This is a genomic window from Ensifer sp. PDNC004 (assembly GCF_016919405.1).
GTDB lineage: Bacteria > Pseudomonadota > Alphaproteobacteria > Rhizobiales > Rhizobiaceae > Ensifer.
On record NZ_CP070354.1, the window covers coordinates 536,154 to 553,013 of the forward strand.

A 16,860-nucleotide genomic window follows, 5' to 3' on the forward strand; every position below is an offset into this window, starting at 1 on the left:
CCGCCTCGTCTCGGCTTTTGAGGGATGTGTCCTGCCAGCAGGAATACCGGTCCCTGGCTCAAAGCATGGGAATAGGGATCAGATGTCCAGACAAACGGGGCGAAACAAACTTCTCGGCGCGGTCGTGGTCGCAACCACGGCGGTCGGTTCACTTCAAACGGCAGTGCCGGCTCTGGCACAACAGGAGCGGTCGGCTCGCTCCGGTGCCATCACTTTCGACATTCCGGCGCAATCCCTGACCGCGGCGCTTACGGCATTTGCGCGGCAGTCGGGGCTGAAACTCGCCTATTCGGCATCGCTGACCCAGGGAAAATCCGCGCCTGCCGTCAACGGGCCGATCGCGCCGGCCGAGGCGCTGTCGCAGCTTTTGTCCGGCACCGGCCTCTCCTATAGCCTGAGCGGCGGGACCGTCACGATTACCGAGCGCGTTTCCGGTGCGCACGCGGCCGGTGCTGCCGACGGTGCGACGATGCTTGCGCCGATCGTCGCCGGCGGCGGCATCATCAATCCGGTCAATGCGCCCTACGAAACGGCTGCGCCGACCGCTTACATCTCGGAAGAAAACATCGACCGCTTCCGCGGCTCGAGCCCGGCAGACATTTTCCGCGGCACGCCGGGCGTGCTCTCCGGCGAAGCGCGCAACGGCGCGGGCGCCGTCGATGTCAACATCCGCGGCATGCAGGGCATGGGGCGTGTCGCTGTCACTGTCGACGGCGCCAGCAATTCGGCCACGGTCTACCAGGGCTATCAGGGCATCTCCAACCGGACCTTCGTCGATCCGGATTTCCTGGGCGGCGTCGATATCACCAAGGGCTCGGACGTTGCATCGAGCGGCATCGCCGGCACGGTGGCGATGCGCACGCTGGACGCCGGCGACATCGTGAAGGAGGGGCGGACATTCGGTCTCCGGGTCAAGGGCGGCTTCGGCACGAATACCTCCACGCCGCCGCCGGCCGGCACCACCGCCGGCTATGCCTGGCCGGGTGGCACCTGGGCGCCTCCGGTCGCTACGGCAAAGAGCGACGGAATGGACCGCCCCTCGTTCTTCGATCCAACCAGCGGCTCGGGCAGCATCGTCGGCGCGATGCAGGAGGAAAACGTCGACCTCCTTGCCGGCTACGCCTATCGCCGCCAGGGCAACTATCATGCCGGCAGCAACGGACCTTCGGCAGTGCCAGTGAGCATGGGGCCGCGGCCATTCTGCTATGAAAGCGGCGTATGCCTGCCGCCCGCCCGGGGCTGGAAGGACTACATCGAGAACATCGGCATCGCCAACTACCGCGCCGGCGAGGAGGTGTTCAACACCCAGCTCCAGACAAAGTCGTATCTCGCCAAGGGCACTGTCCGTTTCGAGGACGGTCACAGCCTGCAGTTCGGCTACAACGGGTTTCGCAGCGAGGCCGGCGACCTCCTGGCGTCGCGCCTGACCTCGGACCGGGGCCAGGCCATACAGCAGGGCCAGACCGCCGGAACGAAGGTCGATGCCGGCACGCTTCGCTACGGCTGGAAGCCTGACGACAATGACCTGATCGATCTCAAGGCCAATCTCTGGGCCACGCGGCTGGAACTGCGCAATCCCCGGCGGAGCGGCGTGCTCTATCCGCAGCCCGGAGATTTCGGCCTGCCCGCGGATTTCCGCACCGGCTCCGATACCTTCATGTGGGGCGCCGATGTCGCAAACACGTCGGCCTTGACGACCGACTACGGCCCGCTCGACCTGACCTACGGCCTGTCGTTCCTGAGCGAGGATACGCGACCGAGCAAGTTCACGCCGGAACTCGAGACATGGCTCGACCTTCGCGACGGCACGCGGCAGGAGGCGGCCGCCTTCGCCAAGGCCGCCTGGAAAGCCACCGATTGGCTGACGATCAATGGTGGCCTGCGCTACCAGCACTACTGGACAGAGGATCGAAACGCTCCGGAACAGGTCCGCCCCGGCTACACCTACGACACGGCGCTCAGCGACGGCGGCTTCAGCCCGTCGGTGGGCGTGATGTTGGAGCCCTTCGACGGCACGCAGTTTTATGTGAACTACTCGAACGCGCTGCGCTCGCCGAGCATCTTCGAGGGCGTTTCGGCCTTCACCATGAACGTCAATTCCAACCTGCGCCCGGAACGGTCGAGCAACTGGGAGGTGGGCACCAATCTCAGGCGTGACGGCGTGTTTTCAGCCGACGACCAGGCGATGATGAAGCTCGGCTTCTTCGACTGGAATGTCGACAACTACATCTCGCGCGAATGGTATACCGATCCGCGCGGTATCTCCGGCATGCGCATCCACAACATTGCCGGCGCGCATTTCCAGGGCATAGAGCTGTCCGGTCGCTATGAACGCGGCGGCTTTACCGCCGAGCTTGCCGCCAACTACTACACCGATGTCGAGTTTTGCCGGACGGCGACCACCTGCGGAAACAAGTCGCTCTATGCCGACTACGCCACCAACCAGGTGCCGCCGGAATACACGGTCGCGTTGACGCTGTCGCAGACGTTACTCGACGATGCCCTGACAGTCGGCGGGCGGATTTCGCGCACCGGATCGCGCGCGATCGGCCATGGCGACGTAACCGCCCAGGGCGCTTCGCAGTTCATCTCGCTGATCAACTGGAAGCCCTATACGCTTGTGGACGCATTCGCCGAATACCGGATCAACGAGAGCCTAACGGCGAGCTTCCGCATCGAGAACCTGACCGACGCCTATTATGTCGATCCCTTGAGCCTGGTGCAGCAGCCCGGCCCGGGACGTACCTTCTACGCGTCGCTGAAGGCGGCGTTCTAAGTCCGCAATCCGATTGATGGTCGCGCCGGGACAGGCGCGGCCATCAGCGGTGCTGTTAATCGACCGCAGCGGCCATCGCGGTCTCGTCGCGACCGCGCAACGGCTTTTCCGGCATGAGATGAAAAAGCGCGAGCGCTGCCGCCATCGCTGCAGCGCTCGCGATGAAGATATAGGTGAAGGGCACGGCCGACGTAACCGTCGCGCCGAGCGATTCCACCCCTTCGCCAGCGAGCGGCAGGCCGTTGCCAAGGGCGATCGCGCCGAAGGCCGCAACGCCAAGGGCGCCGCCGAGGGATCGCAGAAAGGTCAGGACCCCGGTCGCGACGCCAAGATGCGTCTGGTCGACCGAATTCTGGACCGAAATCGTCGCCACCGGGAAGGTCATGCCCGAGCCGAAACCGGCAGCGAATGTCAGAAGTTCGAGGACGACGAGTGAGGTCCGGCCGGCGAGAGCAGCAACGGCCGCCAGGCAAAGGAAGGCAAGCGCGCCGCCGATCAGCGCCATCCTCTTGTAGTGGACGATGCGCGGTATCGTCCGCCCGCTGGTTGTCGCTCCACAAACCGTTCCAAGCAGCAGGCCGAGCATCACCACACCCGAACTGCTGGCTGACAGGCCGTGGAACGTCTGCGCATAGACGGGGATATAGACCGAGAGCCCGACATTGGCGCCCTGCGCCAGGAACATGGCGAGCGTTCCGTAGCGGACGATGGGATTGGCAAGGACTTCCAGCGAGATCAGCGGTTCGCTTGCCCTGAGCAGCCGCAGCGCAAACGTGATCCAGAGGACGACGGAAGCGCCGAGCAGGCCGAGTATGACGGCGGAGAGCCATGGATAGCGGCTGCCGCCCCAGTTGAGCGCAAGCAGCAAAAGCGACGTCGCAGCGACGAGCAGTAGGGCTCCGGCCCCGTCGATCCGGTGTGCGCGGGCGACGGTCGGCAGCTTCCTCAGCGGCTTGTTGATGATCGCCATCGCCACCAGCCCCAGCGGGATGTTGACCCAGAAGATCAGCGACCAATGCAGATGCTCGGCGAAAGTGCCGCCCAGGAGTGGGCCGGCGATGCTCGCGACCGCCCAGGTTCCCGATATCCAAGCGGCGTAACGCGCCCGTTCGCGGGGCGGTACGAGGTCGCCGATGACGGTCTGCGCCAGTGCGAACAGGCCGCCACCACCCAGGCCCTGAACCGCGCGGCCGACGATCAGCGTCAGCATGTTGGGCGCCAGCGCGCTTATCAGCGATCCCGCAAGGAAAATGATGATGGCCGCAAAGATCGTCGGCCGCCGTCCGTAGATATCGGAGATCTTGCCGTAGAGCGGGGCCATGGCCGTCGCGGTCAGCAGGTAGCCGGTCACCACCCATGGCAGGTAGTCGGCGTGTCCCAGCGCCTTGCCGATGGTCGGCATCGCCGGCGCCACGATCGTCTGGTCGAGTGCCGCCAGAAGCATGGAGAGAAGAACGCCGCCGATGATGATGTTCTTTTCCGGTTCGGAAAGGGCGGGGGCCGTCGCGGCCATTCCATTTCGTTGAGACGTCTCTGTCATTCACGCAAGTCCGATGCAATCAGTCGTTTAATGTGTCGTGACGGTATTCAGAGAGGTTGGCACCTCGATAGTCAACCGCAGTGACGATCGGAGTGGGCCCTGAGAACCGCGTACGGCCGGCGGTATCGCGGTGTCGCAGGAGTTCCGCGCGGCGTCACGAAGGGCAGGCTCCACATTTGACAAACTTTGCCAAATTATGTCATCCTTCCAGCAGCAATGGAGGCCGACATGGCGACGATGAACGTATCCTTGCCTGATCCGATGAAGGAGTGGGTGGAAGCGCAGGCACGCACGGGCCGTTATGCCAATGCCAGCGACTATGTGCGCGACCTCATCCGCAGGGACCAGGAGCGCAACGACAAGGTTGCGGCAATGCAGCGCTTTGTCGACGACGGCCTTAACAGCGGCGTCGGATCGCGCTCCAAGGACGCGCTCTTTTCTGCGGCGCTGGCGCGCGCTGAAGCGCCGCGCGACCGCAAGTAATGGCATTTCGGCTTTCCGTCGCGGCAGAAGAAGACATCATCGCAATCGCCGCGGATGGCGTGCGCCTTTTTGGCTCGCCCCAGGCGAGGCGGTACCACGATGAGCTTTTCGACCTCTTCGCCCTCATCGCGGCCAACCCGCGCATGGCGCGCGAGCGCACGGAACTGTCGCCGCCGATGCGCATCCACCCGTTCAAGGCGCATCTGGTCGTCTACAGGATCGATGCGGACGGTGACATCCTCGTCGTTCGCGTCCGTCACGGGCACGAAGACTGGATGAGCAACGCGTTGTAGCCTACGCATGATAGGACAAGGGACGGCGCATCGGCGCCGTCCCTTGTTGCTTTCTCGAGCGAGTGGATCTTTCGCCGACCGCGGCGTCAGAAGCTCTTTCGCGTGACGAAGCGTGTTTCGAGATAGGCCTCGATCGCCTCCGAGCCGCCCTCTGTGCCGTAGCCGGAATCCTTGATGCCGCCGAAGGGGACTTCGGGGAGCGCCAGGCCCAGATGGTTGATCGAGATCATTCCGCTTTCGACCTCGCTTGCCAGACGGTGGGCGCTGCGCTCCGATCCGGTGAAGGCATAGGCGGCAAGACCGAAGGGTAGGCGATTGGCCTCGTTGATCGCCTCATCGAGATCATGGAAGCGATTGATGATCGAGACCGGGCCGAACGGCTCGTCGTTCATGATCCGGGCGGAAAGCGGCACGTCGGCGAGAACCGTCGGCTCGAAGAAGTAGCCGCGGTTGCCGATGCGATGACCGCCGGTTGCCAGACGAGCGCCATGTTCGACGGCGTCGGCGACCAGGCTTTCGATCGCCGGGATGCGCCGCTCGTTGGCAAGCGGTCCCATGTCGATACCGTCTTCGAGACCGTTGCCAACCTTGATCTTTTTCGAGGCGGCGACGAAGCCGTCGAGGAACTGATCGGCAACGCGTTCCTGCACGAGGAAGCGGGTCGGCGACACGCAGACCTGGCCGGCATTGCGGTACTTGCTGGCGGACATGATGGCGACGGCGCGCTCGACATCGGCGTCATCGGTGACGATGACGGGCGCATGCCCGCCAAGTTCCATCGTCGCACGCTTCATGTGCTGGCCTGCAAGGGCCGCCAGCATCTTGCCGACCGGGGTCGAGCCGGTAAACGACATCTTGCGGATCACCGGATGGGAGATCAGGTATTCCGAGATGACGGCCGGCACGCCGTAGACGAGGTTGACGACACCTGCGGGAAGCCCGGCATCGACGAAGCAGCGGATGAGTTCGGCAGGCGACGCCGGTGTTTCCTCAGGCGCCTTGACGATGATCGAGCAGCCGGTGGTCAGCGCCGCCGAAAGCTTGCGCACCACCTGGTTGATCGGGAAGTTCCAAGGCGTGAAGGCGGCAACCGGACCGACCGGCAGCTTGACCGTCATCTGAGTGACGTCCGGCGCGCGCGGCGGAATGATCTGGCCGTAGGCGCGCTTTCCTTCCTCGGCGAACCACTCGATGATGTCGGCGGCGCCAAGGATCTCGCCCTTCGACTGGGCAAGCGGCTTGCCTTGCTCGCGGGTCATCAGCCAGGCGATGTCACCGGCCCGTTCGCGCAGCAGGGCGGCTGCCGACCGCATCACCTGGGCGCGGTCGAAGGCGGACGTAGCCCGCCATGTCTTGAAGCCCTTCTCGGCGGCCGCAAGCGCCTCATCCAGGTCTTCCACTTCGGCCCAGGCCACCTGGCCGATCGCTTCCTCGCTGGCCGGGTCGATGACGGGGATGGTCTTGCCGGATCGGGCCGGCCGCCATGCGCCGTCGATATGAAGCAGAATGTCTGGATAATGAGCCATGGGAACCCTTTACTGAATGAAGTTCGTCGCTTTGATCGCGACGCGATAAGATCAGGTCGATGGGGAACAAGCCGCCCGGCCAGGCGGCCATGAGGTCTGCAGATGGGGACGCGGCTGCCCCGTTGCAAGGCGGCAGCCTGTTCGGGGCGAACTGAAGACGCTCCGCTCGCAGACGTCAACCCCCTGGATGCCTTCTCGCTCTCGCCGGAGTATTGCTGTCCCGATCAGGGGAGCGCCGATGTGGCTTGCCGCTGACCGCGAAAGTGCGCAAGCATGAGCCCGCACAGGCTTTCCATTGCGGGGCCGCAGACCCGATCGATCCGGCGGATCGTGTAGAAGGGGAGGAGCGGACCGGGAAGACCGTTACGGGCCGCCAGCGGCACCTCGCAGAGCCGCCCTTCGCCAAGATCTGCCGCGATAAGCCACAGGGGCAGATGACCCCACCCGGCCCCGGCAAGAATGAGCGCGTATTTTGTCGCAAGGTCGCTGACCCTCAACGATTGCTGCGAAAACACCGCGTAGCTCACCGCCTGCGTATCGGCTGCGGGATCGGCAACGACGATCTGCAGATGGTCGGCAAGGTCGACCGTCGTCAGTCCGGCGGATCCATCGCAGCGGGCTGCGAGGGGATGACCGCCGGCGCAGACCGGCACCATGCCGGGAAAGGCGGCGACCGCCTCGCTGGCGATATGTGCGTCCGTTTCCTGCGCAGCCGTCAGGCCAAGGTCGCAGTCGGCGTCAAGCACCAGGCTCAACGCCATGGTCATTGGCGCTGTCACGAGTTCCACCCGCACGCCGGGATGGGCGCGGGTAAAATCGCTGATCACCCGGGCGATATCGGGCAGTGGAAGCAGCGGGTCGAGCGCTACGCGCAGGGCCGACTCCATGCCCTGGTGGAAACCATTCGCCTTGGCCCGCAGCGCGTCGGCCTTGATCAGCAAGGTCCGGGCCTCTGCAAGCAGCGTCGCTCCGGCCTTCGTCAATTCCGGACGATGCTGGGAACAGTCGAACAGCGGCAGGCGCAGTTCTGTTTCGAGGTTGAGGATGGCGCTGCTGAGGCCGGACTGGGCACGCCCGAGCGCGCGCGCCGCCGCCCGGAACGAGCCGTGGTCGACGACCGCCACGAAGACGCGCAACTGGTCGAGTGTCAGGGCATCCAGCATGATCGCCAATCCTGATCAAGGTGAGCGATATTCGAGCAATTACATCGATCATCTAAATCGGGCAATGCTCCACCCACGGGGCAAGGGAGCAGGGAATGAAACGGCCGATCGTCAATCACACCTCCGGCACGCAGGAGGCGCACGACTGTGATTGCATCACCGTCCGCTCCGACACTCCTTCCGTCCCGTGCAACGTCGATGAAGCCTCTATCGCCGGCCGGCCGCCGGACGAGGCTTTCCTGCTGCTAGGGCCTGGCGCGGATCCGGTATTTCGCACCCACGTTTCCGGATCTGTCGCCCAGGCCCTAGCGATCGGAAACCGCACCTTCGGGAGTACGCCGTGATGCCGCGCATGCGACCCATTCCTGCGATCGAGCAAGCCGGCGGCGTGTCGCCTCCCGATGCCCGCGATGTCAGTGCCGTTCTCGCACTTGTTGCCCGGGTCGAAGAGACCCAATGGCTCCGGGACGTCGACGGCTTCGTCTCATTGCTGGCGCCGGAAGCCGTATGGACGACCGCGTTCGGACGCAGGATCGTCGGTGCGCCGGCAATCCACGCCTTCACCGCCGCCGTACTCCCTAGCCTGTTTCGCGATTTTCAGTCGCTCTACGACGTCGAGCGCATCACCCTCCTGCATGCGGATGTCGCCGCGGTGAACGTGCGGCAAATTCCGGTTAATGCCGACGGCAACCGCCGGGCGGGCGAGGACGAGGGACGGCCGCTCTACATTCTTCGACGCCAGGATGGCGTCTGGAGGATCATCGTCGCGCAGAACACCACGCATCAGGGCGAAAAGATCGCCGCCCAGCAGCGGGCGGGAGATGAAGCAACCAGCAGCGAGACCCAAGCGCATGAATGAAAGATCCGTCCGCCACGCCACCTTCGTCATTCGCCGCAGCTACGCCGCGACCCCGGCGACCGTTTTCCATGCCTTTGCCGATGCTGCCACAAAACGACGCTGGTTCGTTGAAGGCGAGGGGTGGACGGTCGAAGAATTCACCGCGTCTTTCGAGGTCGGCGGCCGCGAGCACAGCCGCTTCCGATTCGGAAACGGCCCGGTCTTGCGCAACGACACGATCTATCTCGAGATCGTTGCGAATGAGCGCATCGTCTTTTCCTACACGATGACCGTTGCGGCACGGCGGATTTCGGCGTCTCTCGGCACTCTCGAATTTGCCGCTGAAGGCGAGGGAACACGCCTCAACTACACCGAGCAGGCCGCCTTCCTCGATCGTCTCGACGAGCCGGGCGAACGCGAAGTCGGGTTTCGCGAATTGTTTCAGGCGCTTGCCGCCGCGGTCGAACGCGCGCCGCTCGACGCTTGAGGGACGAAGCAAGCGTCACCGCTGAAGCCTTGGTCGCCAGACGAGGTGAAAGGCATCCAAAGATGAACAATTTTTAATTGTTTTTCAGGGTGTTGCGCCATTGAAGCGGCCACATTTGGGCCCAGCTTCCGATGGTCGGCACCAGCTGTTGCCGCGTGCCGACAGCAAGGTCTGCGGAGGCGCGCTGATGGTCAGCCGATCAAGTCTCACGTGTCGTATTGCCGTCGTTCTTCTCTCGATCGCCGCGATCGGGTTCATGGTGGCGCGCAAGCCCGTGCCGACCGAGGCGAAACTGCCGGCCAATGCGGCCGCCAGCGCCAGGCGCGGCGGCGCCGTATCCGTGCAGACGGCGACGGTGACGCTCAAAGACGTCCCCGTTGTCGTCCATGCCCTGGGCAATGTGCAGGCGCCCGACACCGTCGAAGTAGGCGCGCGCATTGCGAGCCAGATCACGGCCATCCACGTCAAGGACGGGCAGATGGTCAAGGCGGGCGATCTGCTGTTCACGCTCGACGACCGTACGATAAAGGCCGGGCTCGCCCGCGACCAGGCGATCGTCGCCAAGGATGCCGCACAGCTTGCGGACGCCAACACGGAACTCGAGCGCGCCAAGACCTTGCTTGACGACAAGACCGGCACACAGCAAAGCTATGACACCGCTCTCTCGCTGCAGCAGGCGGCGCAGGGGAACCTGGATGCTGACCGCGCGACCGTCGATGCCGATCAGGTCGCGCAGAGCCTGACAGAGATCACCGCGCCGATCGGTGGACGCCTGGGTGCCGTGCAGGTCGCGCTTGGCGATCTTGTCGGCCAATCGGGCGCGACATCGAACAATCTCGTGACGATTACGGCGATCGACCCGATCGACGTTACGTTCCGCCTGCCGGAAGAGCGTCTGCAGGCGTTCAAGGATCTGATTGATCGCGGCACGCCCCCGCCTGTTCGCGCGCGGTCAAGCGGCACGCAAACGGTCATCGGCCAAGGCATGCTCGATTTCATCGATTCCGCCGTCGATACCTCCTCCGGCACCATCGCCATGCGCGCGACCTTCCCCAATGCCGCGCAGAAGCTCTGGCCGGGCCAGTTCGTGGATGTCGACATCGACCAGGCACAACTGCATCAGGCGCCTGTTGTCCCGAGCGTTGCGGTCCAGCCGGGACAGGATGGCCCGTTCGTCTTTCAGGTGAAGGACGACAACACGGTCGAAACCCGCGGCGTGTCCGTTCTGGCTGACGATGGCAAGGAGGCTGCGATCGGCACGGGCCTTGCCGCCGGTGACCGGGTCGTCGTCGAAGGGCAGGCGCGGCTGAAGCCGGGAGATGTCGTTGTCGCTGCCAACGCGGCCGGTCAGGCCGCGACGGATTAAGTATTGTCCATCATTCGGGAGTGCGTGAAATGCCGCTGTCCGAGTTCAGTATCCGTCGGCCGATCGCCACGGTCTTGCTGTCGGTCGCGCTCATCCTAGCCGGCGTTTTCAGTTATCTGGTCCTACCGATCGCCGCGCTCCCGCGAACGGATTTCCCTGTTATCAACGTTTCTGCCTCGTTGCCCGGCGCCTCGCCTGAGACCATGTCGACGTCGGTCGCCATCCCGCTGATCAAGCAGTTCGCCACCATCGCCGGGATCGACACGATCTCGACGACGAATGCACTCGGCTCGACCTCGATTTCGATCGAGTTCGTGCTCGGGCGCAACATCGATGCCGCCGCCGCCGACGTGCAGGCCGCCATCACCCGGACGCTCAGGCTGCTGCCCCAGGACATGCCGGCGCCGCCAAGCTACCGGAAGGTCAACCCGGCGGACGCGCCGGTTCTGCTCCTGGCGCTGAAGAGCAGCACCGTGCCGCTCACCGACCTCGACGCCATTGCACAACAGGTGATTTCGCCGACCCTTTCGGTCCTCGACGGGGTGGCGGAAGTGTCCATCTTCGGCAGCCAGCAATATGCCGTACGCATTCAGATGCATCCTGATGCGCTTGCCGCGCGCGGCATTTCCGTCGACCAGTTGAAGACGGCGGTTGCGGCGGCGAACGACAATTCGCCTCTCGGCACCGCGCAGACCAGCGACCGTCAGGCGGCGATCGTTGCGGACACGCAGCGCATGAATGCCGCCAGTTTCGCGGATGTCATCGTCAAGAGCGTCGACGGCAAGCCCGTGCGGCTCGGCGATGTCGCGACGGTGATCGATTCCGTTGCCAACAACCAGACGGCAAGCTGGCACGACGGTTCGCGGGCGATCATCCTGGCCATCCAGCGGCAGCCGGATGCAAATACCGTTGAGGTCGTCGACCGGGTGCAGGCCCTGCTGCCGTCGCTCCGCCAGTCGCTTCCGGCTGCTGCCGCGATCGAAACGCTTAGCGACCGGTCCATGTCGATCCGCGGGGCGGTGCACGACGTCCAGTTCACGCTGATCCTCACCGTCGGCCTGGTGATCCTCGTCATCTTCGCTTTCGTTCGCCGCCTCTGGGCGACGCTTATTCCGGCGCTTGCCGTGCCGATCTCGATCATCGCCACCTTCGCGGCGATGTATCCGCTTGGCTTTTCGATCGACAACATCTCGCTGATGGCGCTCACGCTCTCCGTTGGGCTGGTGGTGGACGACGCCATCGTCATGCTGGAAAACATCGTGCGGCACATGGAGGAGGACGGCATCGATGCCTTCTCGGCGGCGCTCATCGGTTCGCGCGAGATCGGCTTTACGATCATCGCGATCTCTTTGTCGCTCGTCGCAGTGTTCATTCCCGTGCTACTGATGGGCGGGGTGATCGGCCGTATTCTCAACGAATTTGCGATCGTCGTCACCGTTGCCATCCTCGCCTCCGCCTTCGTTTCGCTCACGCTCACGCCGATGCTGGCGGCCCGGCTTCCGGCCAGGAGAGACGGAGAAGAGAAGGCGCGCTGGCTGCGGCGGCTGGATCTCGCCTTCGAGCGAGGCTTCGAGCGGCTGTTGCGCGCCTATGAGCGGCTGCTGTCGCTTTGCATCAACGCGCGCCCGCTGGTGCTTCTGCTCTTCCTGTTGACCGTCGTGATCACGGGCTACCAGATCGCGACGATCCCGAAGGGGTTCTTCCCGCAGGAAGACATCGGCCAGTTGCAGGTCACGACCCAGGCGCGCCAGGACATTTCCTTCGCCGCCATGTCGAAGCTCCAGTCCAATGTGGAGGCGGTCTTTGCCAGTTCGCCCTACGTGGCCCATGTCGCAAGCACGATCGGCTCGGGTGGAGCGTCGAGCGCGCTCAACTCAGGCCGGCTTTTCGTCGAGCTGAAGCCGAAGAGCGAGCGTCCGCCACTTGAAACCGTGCTTGCGGATCTGCGCCGCAAGCTGGCGGCGATCCCCGGCATCCAGGCCTTCATGTCGCCGGTCCAGAACCTCTCGGTCGGATCGCGCGCGTCGGCCAGCCAGTACCAGCTGGTGCTCCAGAGCCTTGATCAGCCGCTGATGAACGAATGGGCACAGAAGCTCCATGACGCCATGAGCGCGGATCGGGCCTTCTTCACCGACGTCAACAGCGACCTCCAGATCAACGCGCCACAAACGCGCCTGGTGGTCGACCTCGACAAGGCGGCAACGCTGGGGGTCGACGCGAGCGAGCTGCGCACCACGCTCTATGGCAGTTTCGGTACCGAGCAGATCTCGACGATCTATACGGCGGGCGACAGCTACGAGGTGATCCTCGAGCTCGATCCCTCGATGCAATGGTCGGCCGACAAGTTCGACGAACTGCGTGTCGGTAGTGCCAATGGCGGCCTTGTTCCGCTCGGGGCCTTCGCCCGCGTCGAGACCGTGTCCGGGCCACTCACCATCAACCAGCTGGGCCAGCTGCCAGCGGTCACTCTTTCCTTCAACCTGCCGGCCAAGGTCGCCCTCGGTGACGCCCTTGCGGAGGTCGATCGGCTCAAGGCAGAAATCGGCATGCCGTCCGAGGTGACGACCCGGAATTACGGCACCACCCAGCTGTTTAAAGATGCTGCCGCCAACCAGGGTCTTCTGGTGTTGGCGGCGATCGTCACCATTTACCTCGTGCTCGGCATTCTCTATGAAAGCCTCATCCATCCGCTGACCGTGCTTTCGGGTTTGCCGTCAGCCATATCCGGGGCGCTGCTTGCGATCTATTTTGGCGGCTTCGACCTTTCGATCATCGCCATCGTCGGTGTGCTGATGCTGATCGGCATCGTCAAGAAGAACGCCATCATGATGATCGACGTCGCGCTGACGCTGCAGCGCGCCGGTTCGCCGGCAGCTGACGCCATCCACAAAGCCTGCGTGATGCGCTTTCGCCCGATCATGATGACGTCTTTTGCCGCCATCATGAGCACGCTGCCGATTGCGATCGGCAGCGGCGCCAGCGCGGAACTGCGCCAGCCGCTCGGCGTCGCCGTCGTCGGCGGCCTGTTGGTGTCACAGCTGGTGACCCTCTTCGTGACGCCGGTCATCTATCTCTACATGGACGATTTCATGCGGGTCGTTTCCCGCCTGTTTCGCCACGGGCTGCAGATCGCCAGGGGCGAACGGCGGACTGCGGTCGACGATCAGCCGAGGCAAAGCTAGGGCTACCCTTTCTGCGGTGATGCGCCTGTCAGGCGGATGAGGCGGATGTGAAGACCGCAAGCTGCGCATCGAAGGCGCTCTTGTAGGCCGGCCGCGCCTTGCCGCGCGCGACGTAGGCGGAAAGGTTGGGATACTCGTCGAGCAAGCCTGAACTTTCCAACCTGCGGAGCACCGTCACCATCAGCAGGTCGCCGGCACTGAAGGCGCCGTCGAGCCAGTCGGTCTCGGCAAGCCGCCGCGACAATTGGGCCAGTCGGACGCGGATGCGATCTTCGAGCATCAGCAGGCGCTCCTGATACCAGTCCTTGTCGCGCTCCACGTAGGTGGTCGCTTCGCGCTCCAGGATCGGCGGCTCCACGGTGTTGAGCGCGGCGAACATCCAGGTGATTGCGCGCGCGCGGGCATCGGCGTCATTCGGAAGCAGGCCGATATGGCGCTCTGCGACATGGAACACGATGGCACCGGTCTCGAACAGGGAAAGGTCGCCTTCCTGATAGGTGGGGATTTGCCCGAAAGGCTGAAGCGCGATGTGGGCCGGCTCCTTCATGGTCTTGAAGGTAACAAGGCGAACCTCATAGGGCTGCCCCGCTTCTTCGAGCGCCCAGCGAACGCGCATGTCGCGCGCGAGACCTCGGCCGCGATCCGGTGATTTTTCAAAGGCGGTAATGGTGATCGTCATCTTGTCCTCCACAATTTGCCTGTCTTGAAGACGATTGGCCAACAGGGATGCCGACATGCGCTGCCGCCTTTCAACGATGGACGGCGGAATTCACGGCGGCAGTGGCAGATAAGGGATCTCTTCTGCGGTTGCGAAACACGTGTTTCACCGCAAGAAGGCGTACGCCTCGTTGAGATTAGCCCGAATGGACAGCTTGTTTCGGCGATCGCGGAGAAGTATAAATATTTCATAAACGTAATTGTCGAGCGCATTTCAACTTGATGCTGGCAATGACGTATCGCTTTCGCCTTTTGACCATGGATGTACTGGCAGAAGCCTTGAGAGCGAAAAAGAAAAGAAGGCCGGGGCCAGTGCGCTCCGGCCTTTTTTACTGTTTGCCAATCGCTGCGATACGCAGGCCGATTGGTGCGCGTATGCGGCCGTTACGGTCACGCATTGTTCCTGCTCCACGAGGGCTAATCCAGGGGTAGGTTTCCCCGTTTCGTCCTGTGGATGTTCGCGCCCCGTTCGCGACGTTCAGTTTAAGTGCTGCGATGCCGTGCCATCAGCTTTGCCTGAAGCACGACGACGACAAGCAGGAAGGCGCCGCGGCTGACGGACTGCCAATAGGCCGAAAGCGAGATCCAGCCGAGGCCGTTTTCGAAGTTCAGGATGTTGAAGACCATGGCAAGCAGCAGCGCGCCGGCAAGCGTCGCGCCGACCGAGCCGGAGCCGCCGGTCAATAGCGTACCGCCGACGACGACGGAGGCGATGGCGAAAAGTTCCCAGCCGACGCCCTCGGTCGGCTGGCCGGCGCCGAACTGCGAGGCGAGGATGACGCCGGCAAGCCCGGCAAGCGTGCCCGAGGCGAGATAGACGCCGGCAAGCGCCCGCTCGACCTTCAGGCCCATCAGTCCGGCCGTCGCCTCGCCGTCACCGATCGCCAGGATATGCCGTCCGACGGGGAGTTTTTGCAGCACGAGCCAGCCGAGCACATAGGCCGCAAACGCGATCCAGGCGGGAATCGGGAAGCCCAGGAAATCGTCCTGCCCAATCACCGTGAAACCGGTGTCATAGGAGACGGAGACAGACTGGTTGTCGGCCAGCAAAAGGCCGGTGCCGTAGGCTGCGAGCATCGTCGCGAGCGTGGCGATGAAGGGCTGGATGCGCATCTTCGTGATGATGAAGCCGTTGAGCGCGCCGACGGCAAGGCCGGCCGCCATGCCGCCAAAGAGCCCGGCCGCCCAATGATAGGGGGAGAACAGAGCCGCCACGACACTTGCCATCGCCGCCGTGCCGCCGACGGACAGGTCGATGCCGCCGGTTATGATGACGAAGGCCATGCCGAGCGCGATCAGCGCGAACATCGAGTTGTAACGCAGGAAGCTCAGGATGTTGTAGGGCGACAGGAAGTTGTCGTAGCGCAGTGCCCCGAAAAGGATGAGGCCGGCCAGCGCCAGGATGACGCCGAGACGGGCAAGGTCGCCGGAGTTCTTGACCAGGAAGAGGCGGAGGATCGGTTGCATCGGGGTTGCCTCTAATGTTTGCTGGCGCGCTGCTGGATGAAGACCGCGGTGACGATCAGCCCGGCCTTGACGATGAGCGCCGCCGCATCCGGCACGCCATTGGCAAGCAGCGTGTAACGCACCAGCTGGATCACGAGGGCGCCGAGTACCGTGCCGACGATGTTGGCCCGGCCGCCTGACAGGAGCGTCCCGCCGACGGCAACCGCGGCGATCGCATCGAGCTCCATGCCGAGGCCGACGAGGTTTGCGTCGCTTGCGGAGTTTCGGGCAACGACGATGAGACCGGCGACCCCGGCAAGCGCGCCGCTTATCATGTAGACGAAGAGCTTGACCCGTTTCACCGGGATGCCGGTCAGGCGGGCTGCCTTTTCGTTGCCGCCGACGGCGATGATCTGCCGGCCGATGACGGTGTAGCGGATCATCGCGAACGCCGCGGCGACGATGATCATCATCAGCACCACCTGGGCCGGAATGCCCGCGATGCGGCCGAGTGCGATGAACTGGAAACCCTCGTTCTTGAAGACCTGCAGATTGCCGTTGGTCATCACCTGGGCGATGCCGCGCCCGGCGATGAAAAGCACCAGTGTCGCGATGATCGGCTGGATCGAAAAGCGGGTGACGAGGAACCCGTTGAAGAGACCGAACAGGGCCGCGACGGCGACCGGCAGGAGAAAGGCCAGCGTGACCGCGAGCGCCATGTTGTCCACCGGCCAGAACTGCCCCATGAAGATCATCGGCGCCAGCGCACCGGCGATTGCCATTAGCGACCCCACCGAAAGATCGATGCCGCCGGTGGCAATCACGAGCGTCATGCCGGTCGCGACGATGACGATTGTCGCAACCTGGGTGAGGTTCACGTTCAGCGTCTGCAAGGACAGGAAATTCGGCGTGACAGCTACGTTGAACAGGATCAGCGCGAGGAAGGCGACGAAGGTGCCGTAACGGCTGGCGAGCGTCAAAAGCCTGTTGCCGGACGAAAGCGTTCCCGACGGCTGCGGGGCGGGGGTCTCGATCGTCGTCAT

General features: G+C 63.9%; 14 protein-coding genes. 8 read left to right on the forward strand and 6 right to left on the reverse strand.

Features of this window, described 5'->3' with window-relative positions:
- The first annotated feature begins 82 nt into the window (after window positions 1-82).
- Window positions 83-2,776 (forward strand): TonB-dependent receptor, encoded by a 2,694-nt coding sequence (locus JVX98_RS30795; protein ID WP_205239627.1) that lies wholly within the window; start codon window positions 83-85, stop codon window positions 2,774-2,776.
- Window positions 2,777-2,831: 55 nt separating this feature from the next.
- On the opposite strand, the gene JVX98_RS30800 is transcribed toward JVX98_RS30795, so the two are convergent.
- Window positions 2,832-4,316, reverse strand: a complete 1,485-nt coding sequence (locus tag JVX98_RS30800) for an MDR family MFS transporter (RefSeq protein ID WP_205239628.1) — start codon at window positions 4,314-4,316, stop codon at window positions 2,832-2,834.
- Between the two features lie 228 nt (window positions 4,317-4,544).
- Between JVX98_RS30800 and JVX98_RS30805 the strand changes: the two genes are divergently transcribed.
- Together JVX98_RS30805 and JVX98_RS30810 are read left to right on the forward strand one after the other, a co-directional pair.
- Window positions 4,545-4,799: a type II toxin-antitoxin system ParD family antitoxin gene (locus JVX98_RS30805; protein WP_205239629.1), complete on the forward strand. Its 255-nt coding sequence runs from the start codon at window positions 4,545-4,547 to the stop codon at window positions 4,797-4,799.
- Window positions 4,799-5,092 (forward strand): type II toxin-antitoxin system RelE/ParE family toxin, encoded by a 294-nt coding sequence (locus JVX98_RS30810; RefSeq protein ID WP_192448467.1) that lies wholly within the window; start codon window positions 4,799-4,801, stop codon window positions 5,090-5,092. The genes JVX98_RS30805 and JVX98_RS30810 overlap by 1 nt, the downstream gene beginning before the upstream one ends.
- A gap of 86 nt (window positions 5,093-5,178) precedes the next feature.
- Here JVX98_RS30810 and JVX98_RS30815 read toward each other — a convergent pair whose 3' ends face one another.
- Complete coding sequence (locus tag JVX98_RS30815; protein ID WP_205239630.1) at window positions 5,179-6,618, reverse strand: NAD-dependent succinate-semialdehyde dehydrogenase; 1,440 nt, start codon at window positions 6,616-6,618, stop codon at window positions 5,179-5,181.
- A 224-nt stretch (window positions 6,619-6,842) separates the two neighbouring features.
- Window positions 6,843-7,781, reverse strand: a complete 939-nt coding sequence (locus JVX98_RS30820) for a LysR family transcriptional regulator (RefSeq protein ID WP_205239631.1) — start codon at window positions 7,779-7,781, stop codon at window positions 6,843-6,845.
- 95 nt (window positions 7,782-7,876) lie between these two features.
- Here JVX98_RS30820 and JVX98_RS30825 point away from each other — a divergent pair, with 95 nt between their 5' ends.
- From JVX98_RS30825 to JVX98_RS30845, 5 genes are all read left to right on the forward strand, one after another.
- The gene (locus JVX98_RS30825; protein ID WP_205239632.1) at window positions 7,877-8,125 is read left to right on the forward strand and encodes a hypothetical protein; all 249 of its coding nucleotides are present in this window, start codon (window positions 7,877-7,879) and stop codon (window positions 8,123-8,125) included.
- A gap of 8 nt (window positions 8,126-8,133) precedes the next feature.
- Window positions 8,134-8,640, forward strand: a complete 507-nt coding sequence (locus tag JVX98_RS30830; protein WP_205239633.1) for an SgcJ/EcaC family oxidoreductase — start codon at window positions 8,134-8,136, stop codon at window positions 8,638-8,640.
- On the forward strand, window positions 8,633-9,106 hold the full coding sequence (locus tag JVX98_RS30835; protein ID WP_205239634.1) for an SRPBCC family protein: 474 nt from the start codon (window positions 8,633-8,635) through the stop codon (window positions 9,104-9,106). The genes JVX98_RS30830 and JVX98_RS30835 overlap by 8 nt, the downstream gene beginning before the upstream one ends.
- Before the next feature lie 187 nt (window positions 9,107-9,293).
- Complete coding sequence (locus JVX98_RS30840) at window positions 9,294-10,472, forward strand: efflux RND transporter periplasmic adaptor subunit (RefSeq protein WP_205239635.1); 1,179 nt, start codon at window positions 9,294-9,296, stop codon at window positions 10,470-10,472.
- Between the two features lie 29 nt (window positions 10,473-10,501).
- A complete protein-coding gene (locus JVX98_RS30845) occupies window positions 10,502-13,654 on the forward strand; it encodes an efflux RND transporter permease subunit (RefSeq protein ID WP_205239636.1) in 3,153 nt (1,050 codons plus the stop codon).
- A gap of 28 nt (window positions 13,655-13,682) precedes the next feature.
- Here JVX98_RS30845 and JVX98_RS30850 read toward each other — a convergent pair whose 3' ends face one another.
- The 3 genes from JVX98_RS30850 to JVX98_RS30860 all read right to left on the reverse strand — a co-directional run bounded on the left by JVX98_RS30850 (window position 13,683) and on the right by JVX98_RS30860 (window position 16,860).
- Complete coding sequence (locus tag JVX98_RS30850; protein ID WP_205239637.1) at window positions 13,683-14,333, reverse strand: glutathione S-transferase family protein; 651 nt, start codon at window positions 14,331-14,333, stop codon at window positions 13,683-13,685.
- A 521-nt stretch (window positions 14,334-14,854) separates the two neighbouring features.
- A complete protein-coding gene (locus JVX98_RS30855; protein ID WP_205239638.1) occupies window positions 14,855-15,838 on the reverse strand; it encodes an ABC transporter permease in 984 nt (327 codons plus the stop codon).
- Between the two features lie 11 nt (window positions 15,839-15,849).
- Window positions 15,850-16,860, reverse strand: a complete 1,011-nt coding sequence (locus JVX98_RS30860; RefSeq protein WP_205239639.1) for an ABC transporter permease — start codon at window positions 16,858-16,860, stop codon at window positions 15,850-15,852.

Bases quoted from the DNA above. Each gene is read 5' to 3' on its own strand.
- JVX98_RS30795 (WP_205239627.1), top strand. From the start codon at position 83: ATGTCCAGACAAACGGGGCGAAACAAACTTCTCGGCGCGGTCGTGGTC.
- JVX98_RS30800 (WP_205239628.1), bottom strand. From the start codon at position 4,316: ATGACAGAGACGTCTCAACGAAATGGAATGGCCGCGACGGCCCCCGCC.
- JVX98_RS30805 (WP_205239629.1), top strand. From the start codon at position 4,545: ATGGCGACGATGAACGTATCCTTGCCTGATCCGATGAAGGAGTGGGTG.
- JVX98_RS30810 (WP_192448467.1), top strand. From the start codon at position 4,799: ATGGCATTTCGGCTTTCCGTCGCGGCAGAAGAAGACATCATCGCAATC.
- JVX98_RS30815 (WP_205239630.1), bottom strand. From the start codon at position 6,618: ATGGCTCATTATCCAGACATTCTGCTTCATATCGACGGCGCATGGCGG.
- JVX98_RS30820 (WP_205239631.1), bottom strand. From the start codon at position 7,781: ATGCTGGATGCCCTGACACTCGACCAGTTGCGCGTCTTCGTGGCGGTC.
- JVX98_RS30825 (WP_205239632.1), top strand. From the start codon at position 7,877: ATGAAACGGCCGATCGTCAATCACACCTCCGGCACGCAGGAGGCGCAC.
- JVX98_RS30830 (WP_205239633.1), top strand. From the start codon at position 8,134: ATGCGACCCATTCCTGCGATCGAGCAAGCCGGCGGCGTGTCGCCTCCC.
- JVX98_RS30835 (WP_205239634.1), top strand. From the start codon at position 8,633: ATGAATGAAAGATCCGTCCGCCACGCCACCTTCGTCATTCGCCGCAGC.
- JVX98_RS30840 (WP_205239635.1), top strand. From the start codon at position 9,294: ATGGTCAGCCGATCAAGTCTCACGTGTCGTATTGCCGTCGTTCTTCTC.
- JVX98_RS30845 (WP_205239636.1), top strand. From the start codon at position 10,502: ATGCCGCTGTCCGAGTTCAGTATCCGTCGGCCGATCGCCACGGTCTTG.
- JVX98_RS30850 (WP_205239637.1), bottom strand. From the start codon at position 14,333: ATGACGATCACCATTACCGCCTTTGAAAAATCACCGGATCGCGGCCGA.
- JVX98_RS30855 (WP_205239638.1), bottom strand. From the start codon at position 15,838: ATGCAACCGATCCTCCGCCTCTTCCTGGTCAAGAACTCCGGCGACCTT.
- JVX98_RS30860 (WP_205239639.1), bottom strand. From the start codon at position 16,860: ATGACGACGATCGAGACCCCCGCCCCGCAGCCGTCGGGAACGCTTTCG.